This is a genomic window from Streptomyces chengmaiensis, from assembly GCF_029846775.1.
Lineage (GTDB): Bacteria > Actinomycetota > Actinomycetes > Streptomycetales > Streptomycetaceae > Streptomyces > Streptomyces chengmaiensis.
In genome coordinates this window covers 1-19,339 of sequence record NZ_JARWBG010000054.1, presented here as the reverse complement: position 1 = coordinate 19,339, position 19,339 = coordinate 1, and the positions used below count along the sequence as shown (strand labels likewise).

Here is a 19,339-nt window from a genome sequence, read left to right as displayed (position 1 = left end):
GACGCCCCGGGCTGCACCGTCAGCCGTGCCGTCAACCGGTCCGCAGTGGCCGTCCGGTGCACACCCGCGGGCCCCGGCGGGCCCCGGCGCGCATCAGCCCCGCGCGCGGTCCGTCTGGCCGCTGCGCCGTCGCACCAGGGCCCGCCTGGTGCGCTGGAGCTGGAGGGCGAGCTGCACCTCCAGCGCCCGGGCGGGCTCCTGCCAGGCGGCGCCGAGGAGTTCGGTGATCCGCTCCAGCCTCCGGGAGACGGTATTGGGGTGCACATGCAGGGTCTCCGCGGCGCGGGTGGGGCTGCTGGCCGAGGCGAAGTACGCCTCGAGGGTGCGCGCCAGCTCGGTGGCCTGCTGGGCGTCGTAGTCCAGCACCGGCCCGATGGTGCGGTTGATGAAGCCGACGGTGTTGGGACTGTCGGAGAGCAGCAGTCCGAGGAAGCCCAGCTCCCGGGGCGAGACGGCGACCCCGACGCCGCCGAGGGCGGTCACCGCCTCCAGGCAGCGCCGTGCCTCCTGGTGGACGCCGAGGATGTCGGCGGGGTTCGTGGTCGGCCCCGCAGCGCCGACGGTCACCGGGCTGCCGAGGACGGTGGAGAGCTCCGAGGACAGTGCCTCTCCCACGGCGACCGGGTCCGTCCCGGGGAGCAGCATGACGATGCAGTCGCCGTCGACGCTCTTGAGGCCGGACAGCCGGTGCGCGTAGGAGGAGGCCCAGACGACGGCCCGGCCCCGTATGCCTCCCTCCGGGCGGGCGACCGCGACGGTGTGCGGTTCGTCGAGGTCGACGGAGAGCCGGCGGGCCCGCTCGGCGAGCTGCGCCGGGGGCAGCCGGGAACCGCTCAGCAGATCGTTGAAGAGCAGGTCGCGCACCTGCCCCTCGGCGGCCGCAGCGCTGCGCCGCATGAGCAGTAACACGGCGGTGATCTGGGCGACCGACCGAAGCAGGTCGATCTGGTGTTCGCTGAACGGTTCCTGCGGGTTCTGCGGCGCGAGGACGAGCGTGCCGAGCATCTCGTCCCGGGAGGCGGCGGGGCAGAGCCAGAGGCCGCCCGGGGACCGGATGGGCCTGCGCTCGGTGTGCGTGTCGAGGGAGAGCGTGTCAAGCTCGGACTCGTCCAGCTCGGGGAGTTCGCCGGCAGAGGCCAGCCTGCGGCCTGCCGGGTCGCGGACCAGCAGCGAGCCGTGCAGCAGCTTCGCCGACTCCGCCGCGAGGCCGGCCAGGTCGCCGCCTTCGAGCAGCAGGCCGAGCAGGTCCGAGTGCGCGTCGCCGAACTCCCGGGCGGCGGCGAAGGAGTCCTTGGCGCGGGAGGTGTCCAGCTCCAGTTCCGCGACCTCGTCCCGGGTCCGCTCCAGCAGCCGGGTCTTCTCGATGGCGACGGCGGCGAGGTCGCCGAGCGAGCTCATCAGCGAGACCTCGTCGGGCGCGAAGTGCCGGACCCGGCGGTCGGCCACGTACAGGACGCCGAAGGTGGACTCCTCCGACTGCAGCGGGACGGCCATGATGGCCTGCAGCCCTTCGGCGCGCACCACGTCGTCGATGGTCTCGGAGTGCGCGAAGGTGTCGTCGCGGAGATAGTCGGCGGACCAGAAGGGCCCGGAGCGCTGGGTCGCCTGGCTGCCGACGCCGCCCTGCATGGGCACCTCGAACCCCACGGTGATCGCCGAGGCGTGGCCGTCCGCCGCCCGTACGCGCGAGCAGTCGGCGTCGAAGTCGTGGAAGGTCACCCAGGACATGTCGAGCCCCAGCAGCAGCCGGGCGCGCCGGGTGATGACCTTGAGCAGGGCGTCCAGGTGATACGGCAGCGTCAGATCCCTGGCGGTGTCGACGAGGGCGGAGAGACCGGCCTCGCGCTGCTGGCGGCGGGCGAAGAGCGCCCGGATGCCCAGGGAGAGGTCTTTGGCCCGGTTCAGCCGGTCGAGGGTCCCGGCGCGCGCGCCCCCCTGACGCGCCTGCCTGACCACTGCCTCGAACTCGCTCTCGGGCGCCTCCTGGGCGAGCAGCTCGAGCATTGTAAAAGCATCAACATCCGACGACCGGTCTTCCGGCGTCATTCCCGCCCCCCGAGTTCTCAAGACGCATGGACTGGCTGAAAGTAATGCGGATGGTAAGGGTTGGTCAACAATCCGTTGGCTCCGGACAGTCCAGGTCAACACGGCACACGGTGACTGGATCACCACCCCCTCCGATCAACGGTGTCGCCGGACCACCTTCTGGAAGCTCTCGTTCCGCCTGAATGCTGATTGCACGTGCCCGGCTCGCGGGCACCTCGAGAACGACTAGAGGGGGAGGGGTCCCATGTCTCGGATCCAGAGCTTCGAGCGTTCCATCGCTCGCAGCCGCGCATCACTGACCAGGGAAGACCGGCCGGAGACCTTCACGTTGTGCGGTCGCGAGTGGGATCTGCTCGACGAGGTGTTCGCACCGGTCTACTCACCGTCGACCGGCATCGCACTGGAGTTCCTCGGTCTCAACCACGAACCGCCGCTGCCGCACTCCGGTTCCTTCCTGGAGGTCGGCTGCGGCACCGGAGTGATCGCGGTGATGGCGGCACTGGCCGGATACGAGCGGGTAGTTGCGTCCGATATCAGTCCCCGCGCTGTCGAGAACGCGGCCGTCAACGCCGAACGGCACGGCGTCACTGGCCGATTCAGGGCCGTGCACAGCGACCTGTTCTCCGGGCTTGACGACGGCCAGCGCTTCGACACCGTCTTCTGGAGCTCCAACTACGTGCTGGGCCCGGAACAGTACGAGTACAAGTCCGTGCACGAGCAGGCGTACGTCGACGCCGGCTACCGCACCCACCGCCGGTATCTGGAGCAGGTCCTCAATCGGCTTGCTCCGGGCGGCTCGGCACTGCTGCACTTCAGCAACCGAGGCGACGAGGCGACCCTGCACCGAATAGCCGAGGAGTGCGGCCGTGAGCTGCGCACAGTGCGCGCCGACACCGTCCGCGAGGGCGAGTACGGCGACGACTCGGTCACCCACATGCTCCTTCAGATCGTCCCGGCAGCCACCGTCTGAGCCCAGGAGAGGTCACCGTGCGCACGCTGCTCGTCGACAACTACGACTCGTTCACATACAACCTCTTCCACCAGCTCGCCGAGGTGAACGGCAGGGAGCCGGAGGTCATCCGCAACGACGATCCGCGCTGGCGGGCCGGGCTGCTGGCCTCGTTCGACAACATCGTGGTCTCCCCCGGTCCCGGGCATCCGGGACGGGCGGCGGACTTCGGCATCTGCCGCGAGATCATCGAGGAGTCCCGGCTGCCGCTGCTCGGCATCTGCCTGGGGCACCAGGGCATCGGGCTGCTCAACGGCGCGGCTGTGGGCCGCGCGCCGGAACCCTTCCACGGGCGGGTGTCCTCCGTGCTGCACGGCGGTGACGGGCTCTTCGCCGGGGTGCCCTCTCCCATGGAGGCGGTGCGCTACCACTCCCTCCGGGTGACCGAGCTGCCGCCGGCGCTGGAGGCGGTCGCCTGGACGACGGACGGGGTGCTGATGGCGCTGCGGCACCGCGAACGGCCCCAGTGGGGTGTGCAGTTCCACCCGGAGTCGATCTGCTCGCAGTACGGGGTCAGGCTGCTGGGCAACTTCGCGGAGCTGAGCCGGGCGCGGCGGGAGCACCGGGCGCCGCGGCCGCTTGCCGTCGCGGGGCCGGTCGGCAGCGCACGACCCGTCGGCGTCACAGGACCGGTCGGCGTCACAGGACCGGTCGGCGACACACGAAGACCCGTCAGCGCGACGCCTGCGGACGCAGGGCCCAGGGGTGCGATGCCCGTCGACGCGACGCCTGCGGACGCAGGGCCCAGGGGTGTGATGCCCGTCGACGCGACGCCTGCGGACTCGAGCCGGGCGGCGGGCGTCGCCTGGGGTCCGGCCGCCCGGGCCGCCGCCCCCGCACGGCACACGCCCGCCCCCGCCCGTACGCCCGTGCCCGCCCCTACGCCTGCGCCCGTGCCGGTGACGTCCATGCCGGTGACGTCAGCGGCGGGGCCACCCGCACCGGAGACGTCCGCGCCGGAAGTGTCCGCAGCGCGGCAGCTGCGGGTGCTCGCCGAGACGCTGCCGACCCGCTGGGACGGCGAGATCGTCTATGACCGGCTCTTCCGCGGTCGCGACCACGCCTTCTGGCTCGACAGCAGCCGTCCGGACGCCGGGCGCGGCCGCTTCTCCGTGATGGGCGACGCCTCCGGGCCGCTGGCCCGGGTGGCCCGCGCCGATGTGTGGAGCGGCACGGTGACGGTGAGGGCCGCGGCCGGCACCGAGATCGTCGCGGGGCCGTTCCTCGACTGGATCGACCGGGATCTGCGGTCCTGCCGCACGGACGTGCCGGAGCTGCCCTGCGAGTTCGCGCTCGGCTGGGTCGGATATCTGGGCTACGAGCTGAAGGCGGAGTGCGGGGGCGAGGCGGTGCACCGCTCCCAGGACCCCGACGCGACGATGGTCTTCGCGGACCGGGCGGTGGTGTTCGACCATGCGACGGGCATGACCTGTCTGCTGGCTCTGGCGGAGGAGGGTTCGGCGTCGGGCGGCGTCGCGGCCGCGCGGGTCTGGCTCACCGCGACGGCGGACGCGCTCGCCGCGTGCGGCGTCCCTCGGGACGGGGGCGAAGCCCCCACACCCGCGGCACTCAGCGCGGGCGGCGTCCAACGGCCGGACCCGTACACGGGCGTGGGCGCTCCCACGGCGCAGCTGTCGGCGGCCGGCGTGCCGATCGGCCGCACGGGCGGCAGCAGCGGTACGCGGGAAGCCCGGCCGAACGCAGCCGCCGCCGGGGCGGAGGCCGCGGAGGCGCTCCGCGCGGCAGGCGCCGCCGCGTCGGCCTCCGGCGGGTACGAGGCCGACCGGGACGCCGGACCGCTCGGCGACACCGGGAGGGCGCTCGACGCCTACCCGGGCGGCCCCACCGCGCCGGACGGCGTCGAGATGGTGCTGCGGCACGATCACGAGGCGTATCTGGAGCTGATCGCCGAGTGCCAGCGGCAGATCGCGGCGGGCGAGACGTACGAGGTGTGTCTGACGAACATGGCAGAGGTCCACGGACGTTACGACCCGTGGACCGCCTACCGGACGCTGCGGCGGACCAGCCCCGTGCCCTTCGGCGCGCTGTTGCAGTTCGACGGGCTGGCCGTGCTGAGCACCTCGCCCGAGCGGTTCGTCGGCGTCTCGCGCGACGGGCTGGCCGTATCCGAGCCGATCAAGGGGACCAGACCGCGCGGGCGCACCCCGGAAGCGGATGCGGCGCTCGCCGCGGATCTGCGGGAGGCGGAGAAGGACCGCAGCGAGAACCTGATGATCGTGGATCTGGTCCGCAACGACCTCGGGCGGTGCGCCGTGCCCGGCTCGGTCGAGGCGGACGAGATCTTCCGGGTCGAGAGCTATGCCACCACGCACCAGCTGGTGAGCACCGTACGGGCCCGGCTGCGGCCCGGCCTGAGCGCCGTGGACTGCGTGCGCGCGTCCTTCCCCGGCGGTTCCATGACCGGTGCGCCCAAGAAGCGCACCATGGAGCTGATCGACCGGCTCGAAGGCGGGCCGCGCGGGGTGTACTCGGGGGCGATCGGCTACTTCTCGCTCACCGGGGCCGCGGACCTCAGCATCGTCATCCGCACCGCTCTGATCACCGAGGACCGGGTCCGCTACGGCGTGGGCGGGGCGGTAATCGCCCTGTCCGACCCGGAGGCGGAGTTCGAGGAGACCGCGGTCAAGGCCGCCCCGCTGCTCGCGATCACCGGCGCCGTGTTCCCGCGACGCGACGCCGTGTCCCCGCACGGCGCGGCGAGCGGGCCGGAGCGGCGGGCGGAGCGGCGGGCGGAACCGCAGCGGATCGCGCTGTGACACAGCCGTCAGCGGTGTTCCCAGGAGTGCTGGAGGCGCGCGAGCTCCGCCGTCTCCAGCACGCCCGCCAACTCCCCGATGCGCACACCGTGCCGCTCCAAGGCCGCCAGGGCCCGCCGCCCCTCGCCGTGGGTGTTGAGCAGAGTGTCGCCGAGGAGTTCGAGTTCGTCCGACGCGGTTTCGAGGATGTCCAGGGGCATGGCGATCGCCGTGTTCCAGCCGATGAGGGAGGCGATATGACGGGAGTGCGGCTCGGTCCACAGCAGCCGCGGCGGACGCGCCCCGCCTGCTCTGAGCACCCGCCACCACTCGCTGGCGAGCCGCTCCTCCCGTACGCGGAACACCTGGCGCGCCACCGCCACGGCGGCCGTGTCGACGACCTCGCACGCCCTCGTCCTGCCGCCTGCCTCGCACGCCCTCGTCCTGCCGGCGGCCTCGCGGGCCTTCGCCGCCGCCGGGCCCCCGGGAATCCCCGGGGTCTCCGAGGCGGGCCCGGCCGCCCTGGCCCCCGCCGCCCCCGGGACCGCGGCCGGCCCTCCCCCCGCGCCCTGGGGACGTGGGCGGCCCCCCAGCCGTGCGTTGGCCTCCGAGTCGAGCGGCCCGACCGGGAAGGAGGCCACGCAGGCGATCGTCTGCAGGGCGAGACCCGAGGCCAGCGCCCGCTCCATGCCGGAGAAAAAGGCGTCGAGGACCTGTCCGTAGCGCTCCGCGCAGAACACGAGGGCGCTGTCCACACCGATCCCGTCGGCGACACACGCGCCGAGCGCGACCAGTCCGGCGGATGTCGCCGGAATGCGCACCAGCAGATTGGGGCGGCCCACCTCGCGGTGGATATGGCGCGCTTCCTCGGTCAGCGCCTGCGCGTCATGGGCGATGCCCGGGTTCACGGGCACCGACACATGCCCGTCATGACCCCCGCTCGCCTCGTGAACGGGCCACAGCGCATCGCAGGCTCTCCGGGCGTCCGCAGGTGAGGAAGGGGGTCTCACCGCGCCGCGGAAGAGCCGTGCCTCGGTGAGCTGGTCCGGCGCACCACCGGTGACTCCGCCCCGCCCGCTGTCGGCGAGCCACGGGGAGACACCCTCGGCGGCCAACCGCTTGAGCAATACGATGGCCGATTCGCTGTTCATGCACCGACCTTAGGGCGCGGGCGGCGTAAGGCGGCAGAGAGATGAGGCGTCTGTGTCAAGTCGCGGCCGGAAATCTTCGGCTGAATATGTCAACGGCCGTAAGCCCTTCTGACTTGACCAAGTGAGCCTCACTTGACGAAGTGGCGATCGACCGTTGGTTTCCGGCCTACGGCCATTCCCAGACTCCTCAGTGCATCCGTTGGGGCAGTTACAGCACTGGGAGGTACCACGTGCAGGAAGTTGACCTCTGGAGGACCCTGCCGGCAGGCCAGCAACCCGACTGGCCGGATGAGAACGTTCTCGCCACCGTGCGCGAGAGGCTGGCCAGCGCGCCGCCTCTCGTCTACGGGGACGATGTGAGGGAGCTGCGTTTCCTGCTGGCCGCGGCGGCGGCGGGCGACCTGCAGGTCATACAGACCGGGGACTGTGCGGAGGACCCGGCCGAATGCACCCCCGGCTATGTGGCGCGCAAGACGGCGCTGCTGGACGTGCTCGCCGGTGTGATGAAGGCACGTTCGCTCAAGCCCGTGATCCGGGTGGGCAGGATCGCGGGCCAGTTCGGCAAGCCCCGCTCCAAGCCGACCGAGATCGTGGGCGGCGTCGAACTCCCCTCGTACCGGGGCCATATGGTCAACAGTCCGACGCCGGACCCGGTGCTGCGCCGTCCCGACGCCGAGCGGCTGTGGGCCGGCTACCGGGCGGCGGCGGTGGTCATGGAGCTGCTCGGCCGGCACGGCGGACGCCGGCCCTTCCCGGCCGAGGCCCCCGTGTGGACCAGCCATGAGGCGCTGCTGCTGGACTACGAGGGCCCGATGCTGCGGACCGAGCCGGACGGCGCCCAGCTGCTGACGTCGACCCACTGGCCGTGGATCGGCGAGCGGACCCGTGAGCTGGACGGCGCGCATGTCGCGCTGCTGGCGTCGGTGTGCAACCCGGTGGCGTGCAAGGTCGGTCCGAGCATCACCGTGTCCGAGCTTGTCGCCCTGTGCGAGCGCCTCGACCCCGAGAGGGATCCGGGACGCCTCACCCTCATCGCCCGGCAGGGCGCCGGGACCGCGGCCGAGCGGCTGCCGGAACTGGTCCGGGCGGTACGGGAGGCCGGGCACCCGGTGCTGTGGCTGTGCGACCCGATGCACGGCAACACGGTCAGCGCCCCCGACGGGGTCAAGACCCGCTATATCGCCACCGTCGTCCGCGAAGTCGAGGAATTCCAGACCGCCGTCATCGAAAACGGCGGCACAGCGGCGGGTCTGCACCTGGAAACCACCCCGGACGACGTCCGCGAATGCGTTCTGGACCCCTGCCACATCGACGAACTGGGCGAGAAATACACCACTTTCTGCGACCCCAGGCTCAATCCCTGGCAGGCATACGGCGTCGCCGCCGCGTGGCGTGGCTGAAGCCGTCGGAGCGAGGGGACAAGGAGGCACAGCAGTATGGAAATGGAAGGCAAGACCGCACTGGTCACCGGAGCCGCCGGCGGCATAGGCGAGGCGATCGTCAACGCCCTGGCCGAACGCGGCGCGCGGGTGGCCGCCGTCGACCGGGACGCCGACCGGCTCCGCGAACGCGTCAAGTACGCCGTGGAGCAGGGCTACCCGGTCCAGTCGTTCCCCGCCGACATCACCTCCAGCACGGAGGTCGAGTCGCTGGTCGACGACGCCGAGGCTCTCATGGGCCCCATCGACTACCTCGTCAACGCCGCCGGGGTGCTGCGGCTGGCCGAAGCCCGGAAGCTCACGGACGAGGAGTGGGCCACCACCTTCGCCGTCAACACCACCGGCGTCTTCTTCGTGTCCCGGGCCGTCGTCAACCGCATGGTGACGCGGCGGAGCGGGGCGATCGTCACCGTCGCCTCGAACGCGGCCGGCACCGCGCGCGTCGAGATGTCCGCGTACGCGGCCTCGAAGGCGGCGGCGACCATGTTCACCAAGTGCCTGGGCCTCGAGGTGGCCGAGTACGGCATCCGCGCCAACATCGTCGCCCCCGGCTCCACGTACACCCCGATGCTCACCTCCATGTGGAAGGACGACAGCGGCGCCCAGGCCTCGCTCGACGGGGTGCCGGAGGCGTACCGCGTGGGCATCCCGCTGCGGAAGCTCGCCCAGCCCGGGGACGTCGCCGACGCGGTGGTGTTCCTGCTGTCGGACAAGGCCGCGCACATCACGATGCACGACCTGACGGTGGACGGAGGTGCGGCGCTCGGTGTCTAGCACCCTTCAGCAGTCAGGTCGGCAACCGGGTCGGCAGTCAAGCGAGCAGTCAAGTGAGCAGTCAGGGGAGCAGTCGACCCGGCTGCCGAGCCCCGGAATCCCCGCGATCAGCCCGTATCCGATGCCGCGCGCCGACGAGCTGCCGGCGAGCACGCCCGCGTGGACGCCGGACCCCGCCCGGGCCGTGCTGCTCGTCCACGACATGCAGCGCTACTTCCTGGCCCCCTTCCCCGCAGGGCAGCAGCCCGTCACCACGCTGGTGGACAACGCCGCGCGGATACGCGACTGCTGCGCCGCGCTCTCCGTCCCCGTCGCGTACACGGCGCAGCCCGGCGGCATGGACGCGGAGCAGCGCGGTCTGCTGAGGGACTTCTGGGGTCCCGGCATGACCCCGAGCGCCGAACACCGGCAGGTCGTGGCCCCGCTGGCCCCCGCCCCAGGCGACTGGGTGTTCACCAAGTGGCGCTACAGCGCCTTCCACCGCACCGAGCTGCTCGCCCATATGCGGGCCGCCGGGCGCGATCAGCTCATCCTCTGCGGGGTGTACGCGCACGTCGGCGTGCTGATGACGGCTGTCGAGGCGTTCAGCCACGACATCCAGCCCTTCCTGGTCGCCGACGCCGTCGCCGACTTCAGCCCGGAGGAGCACCACATGGCGCTGCAGTACGCGGCCACCCGCTGCGCCGCCCTGACCACGGCGGAGGAACTGGTCACCGCCCTGATGGCCGGCCCGCCGTCGCCGGTGGGCGCCGGCTCCCGCAAGGAGGAGTCATGACAGAAGACCGCGACCTGCTGGGGCGGGTGCTCACCGCCGATCCGCCGCCGTTCGCGCTGGTGTACCGCCCCGAGACCACCGGGCCCGGCCGGGTCGATCTGCTGCTCGGCCCGGTCGGCGAGGTCGACGGCCTCGCCGCACTCCCCCTCCCCGGCCGGGAGGAGCGACGGGAGGTACGGGGCGCGGGACGCGACGCACAGGACGACGGCGGCGCCCGCCAGGACCTGCTCGCGCTCATCCCGTACCGGCAGATCGCCGAACGCGGCTACGACGCCCCCGACGACGGTGAACCGCTGCTCGCCATGGCCGTCGAGGAGCAGACGACGGTGGCGCTGTCGGAGGTGCTGCGCCGCATCCCCGACCTGCCGGTACCGCTCCGCGAGGGCGGAGGCTTCGACGTCGACGACACCGCCTACGCCCGGACGGTCCGGGAGGTGATCGCCCAGGAGATCGGCACCGGCGAGGGCGCGAACTTTGTGATGAAGCGGTCGTACGTCGCGGAGATCGCCGACTACTCCGTCTGCGCCGCGCTGCGCTTCTTCCGGCTGTTGCTGGAGAAGGAGTCCGGCGCGTACTGGACGTTCATCGTGCACACCGGGGACCGTACCTTCGTCGGCGCCTCCCCCGAGCGGCACATCAGCGTCGCGGGCGGCCGGGCCGTGATGAACCCCATCAGCGGCACCTACCGCTATCCCGACTCCGGGCCCACCCTCTCCGGGGTCATGGAGTTCCTCGCCGACCGCAAGGAGTCCGACGAGCTGTACATGGTCGTCGACGAAGAGCTGAAGATGATGGCGCGGGTGTGCGACACCGGCGGCCGCGTCGTCGGCCCGCACCTCAAGGAGATGGCGCGGCTCGCGCACACCGAGTACTTCATCGAGGGCCACACGACGCGCGATCCGCGCGACATCCTCCACGAGACGCTGTTCGCGCCGACCGTCACCGGCTCCCCGCTGGAGAGCGCCTGCCGGGTCATCAAGCGGTACGAGCCGGGGGGCCGCGGCTACTACAGCGGCGTCCTGGCCCTGATCGGCCGGGACGCCGACGACGGCGACACACTGGACTCGGCGATCCTGATCCGCACCGCCGACATCGACGCGGGCGGAACGATGCGGATCGGCGTCGGCGCGACCCTGGTGCGCCACTCCGATCCCCTCTCCGAGGTCGCCGAGACCCGCTCCAAGGCGGCCGGGCTGCTCGGCGTCCTCGGCGACACCGGGCCGCGCCGCCTCGGCGGCCACCCGGACGTGCGGGCCGCGCTGGAGAGCCGCAACGACTCCATCGCGGGCTTCTGGCTCGACGACGTGGCCGGGCGGCTCCGCGAGATGCCAGGAGTGGCCGGGCGCAAGGTGCTGGTCGTTGACGCGGAGGACACCTTCACCGCGATGCTGGCCCACCAACTGCGCGCGATGGGCGCGCGGGTGACGGTGCGGCGGTTCGACGAGCCGTACGCCTTCGAACCGTACGAGCTGGTCGTCATGGGACCCGGTCCGGGCGATCCCCGGGAGTCCGGCCACCCCAAGATCGCGCACCTGCGGACGGCGATCGACACCCTCCTGTCGTCGCGGCGGCCGTTCCTCGCGGTGTGTCTCAGCCACCAGGTGCTCAGCGCCCGCCTCGGTCTGGAGGTACACCGCAGGGCCCACCCCAACCAGGGGGTGCAGCGGGAGATCGACCTGTTCGGGCGGACGGTGCGCGTCGGCTTCTACAACACGTTCGCCGCGCGCGCCGGCGACGACAAGGCGGAGACCGACGTCGGCGTGGTCGAGGTCAGCCGGGACCGGGCGACCGGCGAGGTGTACGCGCTGCGCGGGCCGGGCTTCCGGTCCCTGCAGTTCCACCCCGAGTCGGTGCTCACCGAGGACGGCGTCCGCATCCTCGGCGAGGCGCTGACCGGGCTCCTGGAAGGACAGTCGGGAGGGCGCCCGGAAGGGCACCCGGAAGAACTGGCGGAAGGACACCTCGTATGAAGGCCGCCGTCGTGTGGTGGGACCTCAAGGACACCGGGCACAGCGCCGAGTCGCTGCGGGACTTCCTGCGGGACGAGGCGATCGACCGGTTCGCCGGAATCGACGGGTTGCGGCTGAAGTTCTGGATCTCCGACCCGGAGACCGAGCGCTGGGGCGCGGTGCTGCTGTGGGAGTCGGCCGAGGCCGCGGCCGCGCCGCTGCCCGCACGGGCAGTCGAGATCATCGGGCGGCCGCCCGTCCACGCCACACTGTTCGACGTGGAGGCGGTGGTGGAGGGCCGGCACTCGGACCCCGACCTGTCGGCCCAGGGCCTGGCCAGATCGGCCGGGGCCCCATGACCGACCCGCTGGCGGTCCTCATCGGGCTGCCGGGCAGCGGCAAGACCACCGTCGGCCGGCTGCTCGCACAGCGGCTGGGGGCGGACTTCCGCGACACCGACGCCGATGTGGAGCGAGCCGCCGGGCTCTCGGTCCGGGAGATCCTCCTGGAGCGCGGTGAGGCCGCGTTCCGGGTACTGGAGCGGGAGGCGGTGCGGCGGGCGCTCGCCGAACACCCCGGCGTGCTCGCCGTCGGCGGCGGGGCCGTCCTGGACGACACCACCCAGCGGCGGCTGGCCGGCCATCGGGTCGTCCACCTCCGCGTCGGCGCGGCGACCGCGGCGGCCCGGGTGGGCGGCGCCCGCACGCGGCCGCTGCTCGCCGACGACCCGGCGGGCGAACTCCGCGTCCTGGCCGCCGTCCGCCTCCCGATCTACGACCGCCTGGCCGCCGCGTGCGTCTGGTCCGAAGGCCGCGGCCCGGAGCGCACGGCGGAGGAGATCGCGGCGCTGCTGCCGGTGGCCGTGGCGGGCGGGGGATAACCGGGGCTCCGCCCCGGACCCCGGTTTCCGGGGGCTCCGGCCCCCGGACCCCCGCGCCTCAAACTCCCCCAGCTACCGCTGGGGGTACCCCTGGGCAAGGCTGATTTTTCCAGCCCGTCCGGCGATTGTGGACCAAGAACCCGCACACCCCAGCCCCGCCTGGANCCGTCCGGCGATTGTGGACCAAGAACCCGCACACCCCAGCCCCGCCTGGAGGTACCTCCGTGGGGGTACCCCTGGGGGCACCTCCGTGGGGGCACCCCCGGACGAAGTCTGGGGGAGGTAGCTGGGGGAGGTAGCTGGGGGAGATTGAGGCGCAGGACCCACACACCCCAGCGGCGCTTTGAGGCGCAGGACCCGCATACCCCAGCCCGTCCGGCGATTGAGGACCAAGGACCCGCACACCCCAGCCCGTCCGGCGATTGAGGACCAAGGACCCGCACACCCCAGCCCCGCCGGCGATTGAGGCGCGGGATCTGGGGCGGCGCCCCGGCTACACAGCAACCGCACCGGCGACTGTCGGCCACCTGACGAAGTGCCAATGAGCCACTCCGCACAACCGCCCCCGCACCCCCAGGGTGTTCACAGGCGGCCGCACGGACCCCACCCCGCGCCGCCCGGCACAGGACGGCCGCGGGCCGTCGGGCGCCCCCTTCCGCCCGACGGCCCCGGCACATCCCCCCTTCCCCCCACCCCTGCCCCCGGTGCGACGACATCCCTTCCGGATCCCTCCGGGTCCACTCCGGTGGATCCCCTCTGGCGAAGGAGCCCTGAGCAGACGGTGAGTACCTCATTGGAGACCCCGCTGGAGACCCCGCCCCGCGGCCGCTTCGAGTGGAGCGAGCTGGACCGGCGCGCCGTGGACGTCGCGCGTGCGCTGGCCGTGGACGCCGTGGAGACGGCCGGACACGGCCACCCGGGCACCGCGATGAGCCTGGCCCCGGCCGCGTATCTGCTGTTCCAGCGGCTGCTGCGGCATGACCCGGCCGACCCCGCGTGGGCGGGCCGGGACCGCTTCGTGCTGTCGTGCGGCCACTCCAGCCTGACCCTCTACACCCAGCTGTACCTCTCCGGGTACGGCCTGGAGCTCGACGACCTCAAGGCGCTGCGCACCGCGGGGAGTCTGACGCCCGCGCACCCCGAGTACGGACACACCCCGGGCGTCGAGACCACCACCGGACCGCTCGGCCAGGGCTTCGGCAACGCGGTCGGCATGGCGATGGCGGCCCGCCGGGAGCGCGGCCTGTTCGACCCGGACGCGGCGCCCGGCGCGAGCCCCTTCGACCACACGGTGTGGGTGTTCGCCTCGGACGGCGACCTGGAGGAGGGCATCAGCCATGAGGCGGGCTCCCTCGCCGGGCACCAGCGGCTCGGCAATCTGGTCGTGCTCTACGACGACAACCACATCTCCATCGAGGACGACACGCAGATCGCCCAGTCCGAGGACGTGCTCGCGCGGTTCGCGGCGTACGGCTGGCACGTACAGCAGGTCGACTGGACCGGGAACGGGGCGTACGAGGAGGACGTGCCCGCCCTGTACGGGGCCCTCGCCGCCGCCCGTGCGGAGACCGGCCGGCCCTCGCTGGTCGCCCTGCGCACCGTCATCGGCTGGCCGTCGCCCGGCAAGCAGAACACCGGAAAGATCCATGGCGCGGCGCTCGGCGCGGCCGAAGCCGCGGCGACCAAGGCGGCGATGGGGCTGGACCCCGAGGCCGCCTTCCAGATGCCGGCCGACGTCCTCGCCCACGCACGCCAGGTGGCCGAGCGGGCCCGCGACGACCGCGCCGTGTGGGAGAAGCGGTACCGGGACTGGCGTGCCGCCTGCCCGGAGCGGGCCGCGGAGTTCGACCGCATCTCCGCCCGCGAACTGCCCGAGGGCTGGGCGGCGGCGCTCCCCGTCTTCGAGCCGGGCACCGAGGTGGCGACCCGCAAGGCGTCCGGGGAGGTCCTCGGCGCGCTCGCCTCCGTACTGCCCGAACTGTGGGGCGGCTCCGCCGATCTGGCCGAGTCGAACAACACCACCATGAAGGGCGAGCCGTCCTTTGTGCCGGAGGAGCGGGCGACCGCCGCCTTCCCCGGCCACCGCTACGGCCGCACGCTGCACTTCGGCATCCGCGAGCACGCCATGGGCGCGATCCTCAACGGCATCGCCCTGCACGGCGGCACCCGCCCCTACGGCGGCACGTTCCTCGTCTTCTCCGACTACATGCGCCCGGCGGTGCGGCTCGCCGCCATGATGCGACTGCCCGTCACCTACGTGTGGACGCACGACTCGATCGGCCTAGGCGAGGACGGCCCGACCCACCAGCCCGTCGAGCATCTGTGGTCGCTGCGCTCCATCCCCGGTCTGGACGTCGTGCGCCCCGCCGACGCCAATGAGACGGCGGTCGCCTGGCGCACCGTGCTGGAGCACGCCGACCGCCCCGCCGGCCTGTGCCTGAGCCGGCAGAGCCTGCCGGTGCTGGACCGGTCCCCCGACTCGGGCGTGGAGTCCGCGGAGGGCACGGCGCGCGGCGGCTACATCCTGGCCGAGGCGTCCGGCGGCATCCCGGAGGCGATCCTGATCGCCACCGGCAGCGAGGTGCACATCGCGCTGGACGCCCGGCGCATCCTCCAGCGCGACGGCGTCCCCACCCGGGTGGTGTCGATGCCGTGCCTGGAGTGGTTCGGCGAGCAGGGCCAGGAGTACCGGGACCGGGTGCTGCCGCCCGCGCTGCGCGCCCGCGTCTCCGTCGAGGCGGGCTCCGTGATCGGCTGGCACGCGCTGGTCGGCGACGCGGGGCACACGGTCGGCCTGGACCGGTTCGGCGCGTCGGCCTCGTACCGGCAGCTGTACGAGCAGTACGGCTTCACGGCGGAGCGGGTCGCCGCGGCCGCCCGCGCGAGCGTGACACGGCAGCGGGACGCCCGCCGGCGCGACGCCGACCGGGACGGACGGCTGGCGAACCCGCTGCGCCGGGGGCTGGCATGACCACCGCCGCGGCGCCCGTCGTCGCCCGAGTCCCCGGTTCGAAGAGCATCACCAACCGCGCGCTGCTGCTGGCCGCCGCCGCGTCCGGCGCCAGCCGGCTGTACGAGCCGCTCGTCAGCGAGGACACGATCGCCTTCCGCACGGCGCTGGCCGGCCTCGGCTACCGCATCGTCAGCGGCCCCGGCGACGCCTGGTGGGAGGTGACCGGCAAGGGCCACGGCCCGGTCGGCGGCGGCCGTGTGTGGTGCGCCGACGCGGGCACCGCCGCGCGCTTCCTGCCGCCGTTCGCGGCGACCGGCAGCGGGGACTTCCTCTTCGACGGCTCCGACCAGCTGCGGGCCCGCCCGCTCCAGCCGCTGGCCGACGCGCTGACGCGGCTCGGCGTGAGCGTGTGGACCGACCCGTGCGGCGGGCTGCCGCTGCGAGTGGCGGCCGCGGGGGCCTGGGGCGGCGAGCTGTTCGTGGAGGGCGGCCTCAGCAGCCAGTATCTGAGCGGTCTGCTGATGGCGGCCCCGCTGCTGCGGTCCCCGCTGACCGTCCGGTTCCGGGATCTCGTCAGCCGGCCGTACGTCGATATGACCATCGCGCTGATGCGGGAGTTCGGGGCCAAGATCGTCGAACGCCCCGACGGCCCCGTCGAGATCGCGGCCGACGGTTACTGCGCCACCGGGCTGCGGGTGGAGCCGGACGCCTCCGCCGCCTCGTATCTCTTCGCCGCGGCGGCCGTCACCGGGCGGAGCGTCACCGTGCCGGGTCTGGGGACGGACAGCATCCAGGGAGACGTGCGCTTCACCGACGTGCTGGCCCGGGCCGGCGCCCATGTCGAGGTGGGCGAGGAGGGCACGACCGTCACCGGCGCACCGGACGGACGGCTGCGCGGCGGCTTCGAGGTCGACATGGGCGACATCTCCGACACCTTTATGACGTTCGCCGCGATCGCCCCGCTCGCCGACGCCCCCGTCACCGTCCACGGCATCGGACACGCCCGGCTGAAGGAGTCCGACCGGATCGCGGCGGTCGCGCAGAACCTCGCCGGCTGCGGGGTGCCCACCGAGGTCGGCCGGGACTGGATCACCGTCCACCCCGCCGCGCGTCCGCACGGGGCGCGGATCGCCTGCCACCGGGACCACCGGATCGCGATGGCCTTCTCGGTGCTCGGGCTGCGGGTCCCCGGGATCACCCTCGACGACCCGCGCTGCGTGGCCAAGACGTTCCCCGGCTTCCGCGCGGAACTGGGCCGCCTCTTCCTCGAGCAACCTGCTCCCACCCGCGTTTGAGAACCGTTCAAGACCCGTTTGAGAAAGGACCCGAGACCACCATGGCTCACACGATCGTCGCAGGCGGCGGCATAGGCGGACTGGCCACGGCCATCTCCCTCGCACGGCACGGCCACCGCGTCACCGTCCTGGAGCGCCGGGACGCCTTCACCGAGCTCGGCGCGGGCATCCAGCTCGGCCCCAACGCCTTCCATGCGATGGACCGCCTCGGCGTCGGCGCCCAGGTGCGCGCCCGCGCCGTCTACATCGACGAGCTGCGCTTCATGGACGGCACCACCGGGCGGCGGGTGGCCTCCATGCCGCTGACCGACGCCTACCGGGAGCGGTTCGGCAACCCGTACGCGGTGGTGCAGCGCATGGACCTGTACGAGCCGCTGCTGGAGGCATGCCGCCGCCACCCGGACGTCGAGCTGCGCGTCGACTGCGCGGTGACCCGGTACGAGCAGACCGCGGGCGAGGTCACCGCCGTCCTGGCGAGCGGCGAGCGGGTCACCGGCACCGCGCTGATCGGCGCGGACGGCATCCGCTCGACCGTGCGGCGGCAGCTCGTCGGCGACGGCGACCCGCGCGTGTCCGGCCACACCATCTACCGCTCGGTGATCCCGATGGAGGAGGTGCCGCAGGAGCTGCGCTGGAACACGGTCACCCTGTGGGCGGGCCCCAAGTGGCACTTCGTGCACTATCCGATCGGCGGCGGCGCGTACTTCAACCTGGCCGCCACCCGCGACGACGCGGCCGCGGAGGCGCTCGTCGGCAAGCCCGCGGCGCGTGACCACGTGCTGAACGAGTTCCCGGAGCTGGGCGAGACGGCCCGGCGGCTGCTGGAGCTCGGCCGCGACTGGAAGGCCTGGGTGCTGTGCGACCGCGACCCGGTCGACGGCTGGACGGACGGCCGGGTCGCCCTCCTCGGCGACGCCGCCCATCCGATGCTCCAGTACGCGGCGCAGGGGGCCTGCCAGGCCCTGGAGGACGCCGTCGTCCTCGGCGAACTGCTCGGCGGCAGCGGCGCGGACGAGGTGGTGCAGCGGCTGGAGAAGTTCAACGCCGAGCGGCGCGAACGCACCGCGCGCACGCAGCTCGTCGCCCGTGAGATGGGCCGCCGGCTCTACCACCCGGCGGGCGCGGCGGCGCGGGAGCGCAACGCGATGCTGTCCTCGCTGTCGGCTCAGGACATGTACGACAAGGTGGCCTGGCTGCACGGCGACTGCGACTTCGTCGCGGACGCCGGGGTCCGTGCCGGGGTCCGTGCTGCCGGGGCCCGTGCTGCCGGGGCGGCGCGTTGAGCAGGTTGCGCTGGCTGACCGCGGGGGAGTCGCACGGACCCGCACTGGCAGCGACGCTGGAGGGGCTTCCCGCCGGTGTGCCGATCACCACCGCGATGGTGGCGGATGCGCTGGCCCGGCGGCGGCTCGGCTATGGCCGGGGTGCGCGGATGAAGTTCGAGCGGGACGAGGTGACGTTCCTGGGTGGTGTCCGGCACGGGTTGACGCTGGGTTCTCCGGTGGCCGTGATGGTGGGGAACACGGAGTGGCCGAAGTGGGAGCAGGTCATGGCCGCGGATCCGGTGGACGCCCAGGAGCTGGCGGCTTTGGCGCGTAACGCGCCGTTGACCCGTCCGCGTCCCGGCCATGCGGATCTGGCGGGGATGCAGAAGTACGGGTTCGATGAGGCGCGGCCCATTCTGGAGCGTGCGAGTGCCCGGGAGACCGCGGCGCGGGTGGCGCTGGGTGCGGTGGCCCGTTCGTATCTGAAGGAGACGGCGGGNTGGCGGGGATGCAGAAGTACGGGTTCGATGAGGCGCGGCCCATTCTGGAGCGTGCGAGTGCCCGGGAGACCGCGGCGCGGGTGGCGCTGGGTGCGGTGGCCCGTTCGTATCTGAAGGAGACGGCGGGGGTGGAGGTCGTCTCCCATGTGGTGGAGCTGGCGGCGGCGAAGGCGCCGTACGGGGTCTATCCGACGCCGGGGGATGTGGAGAGGCTGGATGCGGATCCGGTGCGCTGTCTGGATGCGGACGCCTCGAAGGCGATGGTCGCGGAGATCGATCAGGCGCACAAGGACGGTGACACGCTCGGCGGTGTGGTGGAGGTGCTGGCGTACGGGGTGCCGGTGGGGCTTGGGTCGCATGTGCACTGGGATCGTCGTCTGGACGCCCGGCTTGCGGCGGCTTTGATGGGCATCCAGGCCATCAAGGGTGTGGAGGTCGGCGATGGCTTCGGTCTTGCGCGGGTGCCCGGTTCCAAGGCCCATGACGAGATCGTCCGGACGGGGGAGGGCATCAAGCGGACCTCGGGTCGTTCGGGCGGCACGGAGGG

At 72.8% G+C, this 19,339-nt stretch carries 13 protein-coding genes and 2 pseudogenes; 13 read left to right on the top strand and 2 right to left on the bottom strand.

Going from position 1 to position 19,339, the window contains the following annotated elements:
• Window positions 1-93: 93 nt before the first annotated feature.
• Complete coding sequence (locus tag QCN29_RS30445) at window positions 94-2,004, bottom strand: helix-turn-helix domain-containing protein (protein WP_279932208.1); 1,911 nt, start codon at window positions 2,002-2,004, stop codon at window positions 94-96.
• A 286-nt stretch (window positions 2,005-2,290) separates the two neighbouring features.
• On the opposite strand from QCN29_RS30445, the gene QCN29_RS30440 reads away from it, so the two are divergent.
• The gene (locus tag QCN29_RS30440; protein WP_240137844.1) at window positions 2,291-3,016 is read left to right on the top strand and encodes a methyltransferase domain-containing protein; all 726 of its coding nucleotides are present in this window, start codon (window positions 2,291-2,293) and stop codon (window positions 3,014-3,016) included.
• 17 nt (window positions 3,017-3,033) lie between these two features.
• Window positions 3,034-5,832: an aminodeoxychorismate synthase component I gene (gene pabB / locus QCN29_RS30435; RefSeq protein WP_279932207.1), complete on the top strand. Its 2,799-nt coding sequence runs from the start codon at window positions 3,034-3,036 to the stop codon at window positions 5,830-5,832.
• Between the two features lie 8 nt (window positions 5,833-5,840).
• Here the strand turns inward: pabB and QCN29_RS30430 are convergent, their stop codons facing one another.
• Window positions 5,841-6,962 (bottom strand): transaldolase family protein, encoded by a 1,122-nt coding sequence (locus QCN29_RS30430; protein ID WP_279932205.1) that lies wholly within the window; start codon window positions 6,960-6,962, stop codon window positions 5,841-5,843.
• Window positions 6,963-7,192: 230 nt separating this feature from the next.
• Here QCN29_RS30430 and QCN29_RS30425 point away from each other — a divergent pair, with 230 nt between their 5' ends.
• From QCN29_RS30425 to QCN29_RS30380, 11 genes and pseudogenes are all read left to right on the top strand, one after another.
• Window positions 7,193-8,362, top strand: a complete 1,170-nt coding sequence (locus tag QCN29_RS30425) for a 3-deoxy-7-phosphoheptulonate synthase (RefSeq protein ID WP_279932203.1) — start codon at window positions 7,193-7,195, stop codon at window positions 8,360-8,362.
• A gap of 42 nt (window positions 8,363-8,404) precedes the next feature.
• Entirely contained in the window at window positions 8,405-9,175 is a 771-nt protein-coding gene (locus QCN29_RS30420) for a 2,3-dihydro-2,3-dihydroxybenzoate dehydrogenase (protein ID WP_240137860.1), read from the top strand.
• Between the two features lie 121 nt (window positions 9,176-9,296).
• The gene (locus tag QCN29_RS30415) at window positions 9,297-9,950 is read left to right on the top strand and encodes an isochorismatase family protein (protein ID WP_279932242.1); all 654 of its coding nucleotides are present in this window, start codon (window positions 9,297-9,299) and stop codon (window positions 9,948-9,950) included.
• Window positions 9,947-11,920 (top strand): anthranilate synthase family protein, encoded by a 1,974-nt coding sequence (locus tag QCN29_RS30410; RefSeq protein WP_279932201.1) that lies wholly within the window; start codon window positions 9,947-9,949, stop codon window positions 11,918-11,920. Before QCN29_RS30415 ends, QCN29_RS30410 begins: the two co-directional genes overlap by 4 nt.
• On the top strand, window positions 11,917-12,258 hold the full coding sequence (locus tag QCN29_RS37215) for a hypothetical protein (protein ID WP_398860279.1): 342 nt from the start codon (window positions 11,917-11,919) through the stop codon (window positions 12,256-12,258). Before QCN29_RS30410 ends, QCN29_RS37215 begins: the two co-directional genes overlap by 4 nt.
• Window positions 12,255-12,779 carry a shikimate kinase gene (locus QCN29_RS30405; protein WP_398860277.1) on the top strand — a complete coding sequence of 175 codons (525 nt, stop codon included), beginning with the start codon at window positions 12,255-12,257 and terminating at the stop codon, window positions 12,777-12,779. The genes QCN29_RS37215 and QCN29_RS30405 overlap by 4 nt, the downstream gene beginning before the upstream one ends.
• A 781-nt stretch (window positions 12,780-13,560) precedes the next feature.
• Window positions 13,561-15,750 (top strand): transketolase, encoded by a 2,190-nt coding sequence (gene tkt / locus QCN29_RS30400; RefSeq protein WP_398860275.1) that lies wholly within the window; start codon window positions 13,561-13,563, stop codon window positions 15,748-15,750.
• A complete protein-coding gene (gene aroA / locus QCN29_RS30395) occupies window positions 15,747-17,027 on the top strand; it encodes a 3-phosphoshikimate 1-carboxyvinyltransferase (protein WP_279932199.1) in 1,281 nt (426 codons plus the stop codon). The genes tkt and aroA overlap by 4 nt, the downstream gene beginning before the upstream one ends.
• A gap of 41 nt (window positions 17,028-17,068) precedes the next feature.
• The gene (locus QCN29_RS30390; RefSeq protein ID WP_279932198.1) at window positions 17,069-18,310 is read left to right on the top strand and encodes a 3-hydroxybenzoate 6-monooxygenase; all 1,242 of its coding nucleotides are present in this window, start codon (window positions 17,069-17,071) and stop codon (window positions 18,308-18,310) included.
• Window positions 18,307-18,777: pseudogene (locus tag QCN29_RS30385) on the top strand (chorismate synthase); the annotation flags it as partial. The gene QCN29_RS30390 and the pseudogene QCN29_RS30385, both read left to right, overlap by 4 nt.
• A gap of 2 nt (window positions 18,778-18,779) precedes the next feature.
• Window positions 18,780-19,339, top strand: a pseudogene (locus QCN29_RS30380) (chorismate synthase); the annotation flags it as partial.

Bases quoted from the DNA above. Each gene is read 5' to 3' on its own strand.
- QCN29_RS30445 (WP_279932208.1), bottom strand. From the start codon at position 2,004: ATGCTCGAGCTGCTCGCCCAGGAGGCGCCCGAGAGCGAGTTCGAGGCA.
- QCN29_RS30440 (WP_240137844.1), top strand. From the start codon at position 2,291: ATGTCTCGGATCCAGAGCTTCGAGCGTTCCATCGCTCGCAGCCGCGCA.
- QCN29_RS30430 (WP_279932205.1), bottom strand. From the start codon at position 6,962: ATGAACAGCGAATCGGCCATCGTATTGCTCAAGCGGTTGGCCGCCGAG.
- QCN29_RS30420 (WP_240137860.1), top strand. From the start codon at position 8,405: ATGGAAGGCAAGACCGCACTGGTCACCGGAGCCGCCGGCGGCATAGGC.
- QCN29_RS30415 (WP_279932242.1), top strand. From the start codon at position 9,297: ATGCCGCGCGCCGACGAGCTGCCGGCGAGCACGCCCGCGTGGACGCCG.
- QCN29_RS30410 (WP_279932201.1), top strand. From the start codon at position 9,947: ATGACAGAAGACCGCGACCTGCTGGGGCGGGTGCTCACCGCCGATCCG.
- QCN29_RS37215 (WP_398860279.1), top strand. From the start codon at position 11,917: ATGAAGGCCGCCGTCGTGTGGTGGGACCTCAAGGACACCGGGCACAGC.
- QCN29_RS30405 (WP_398860277.1), top strand. From the start codon at position 12,255: ATGACCGACCCGCTGGCGGTCCTCATCGGGCTGCCGGGCAGCGGCAAG.
- aroA (WP_279932199.1), top strand. From the start codon at position 15,747: ATGACCACCGCCGCGGCGCCCGTCGTCGCCCGAGTCCCCGGTTCGAAG.
- QCN29_RS30390 (WP_279932198.1), top strand. From the start codon at position 17,069: ATGGCTCACACGATCGTCGCAGGCGGCGGCATAGGCGGACTGGCCACG.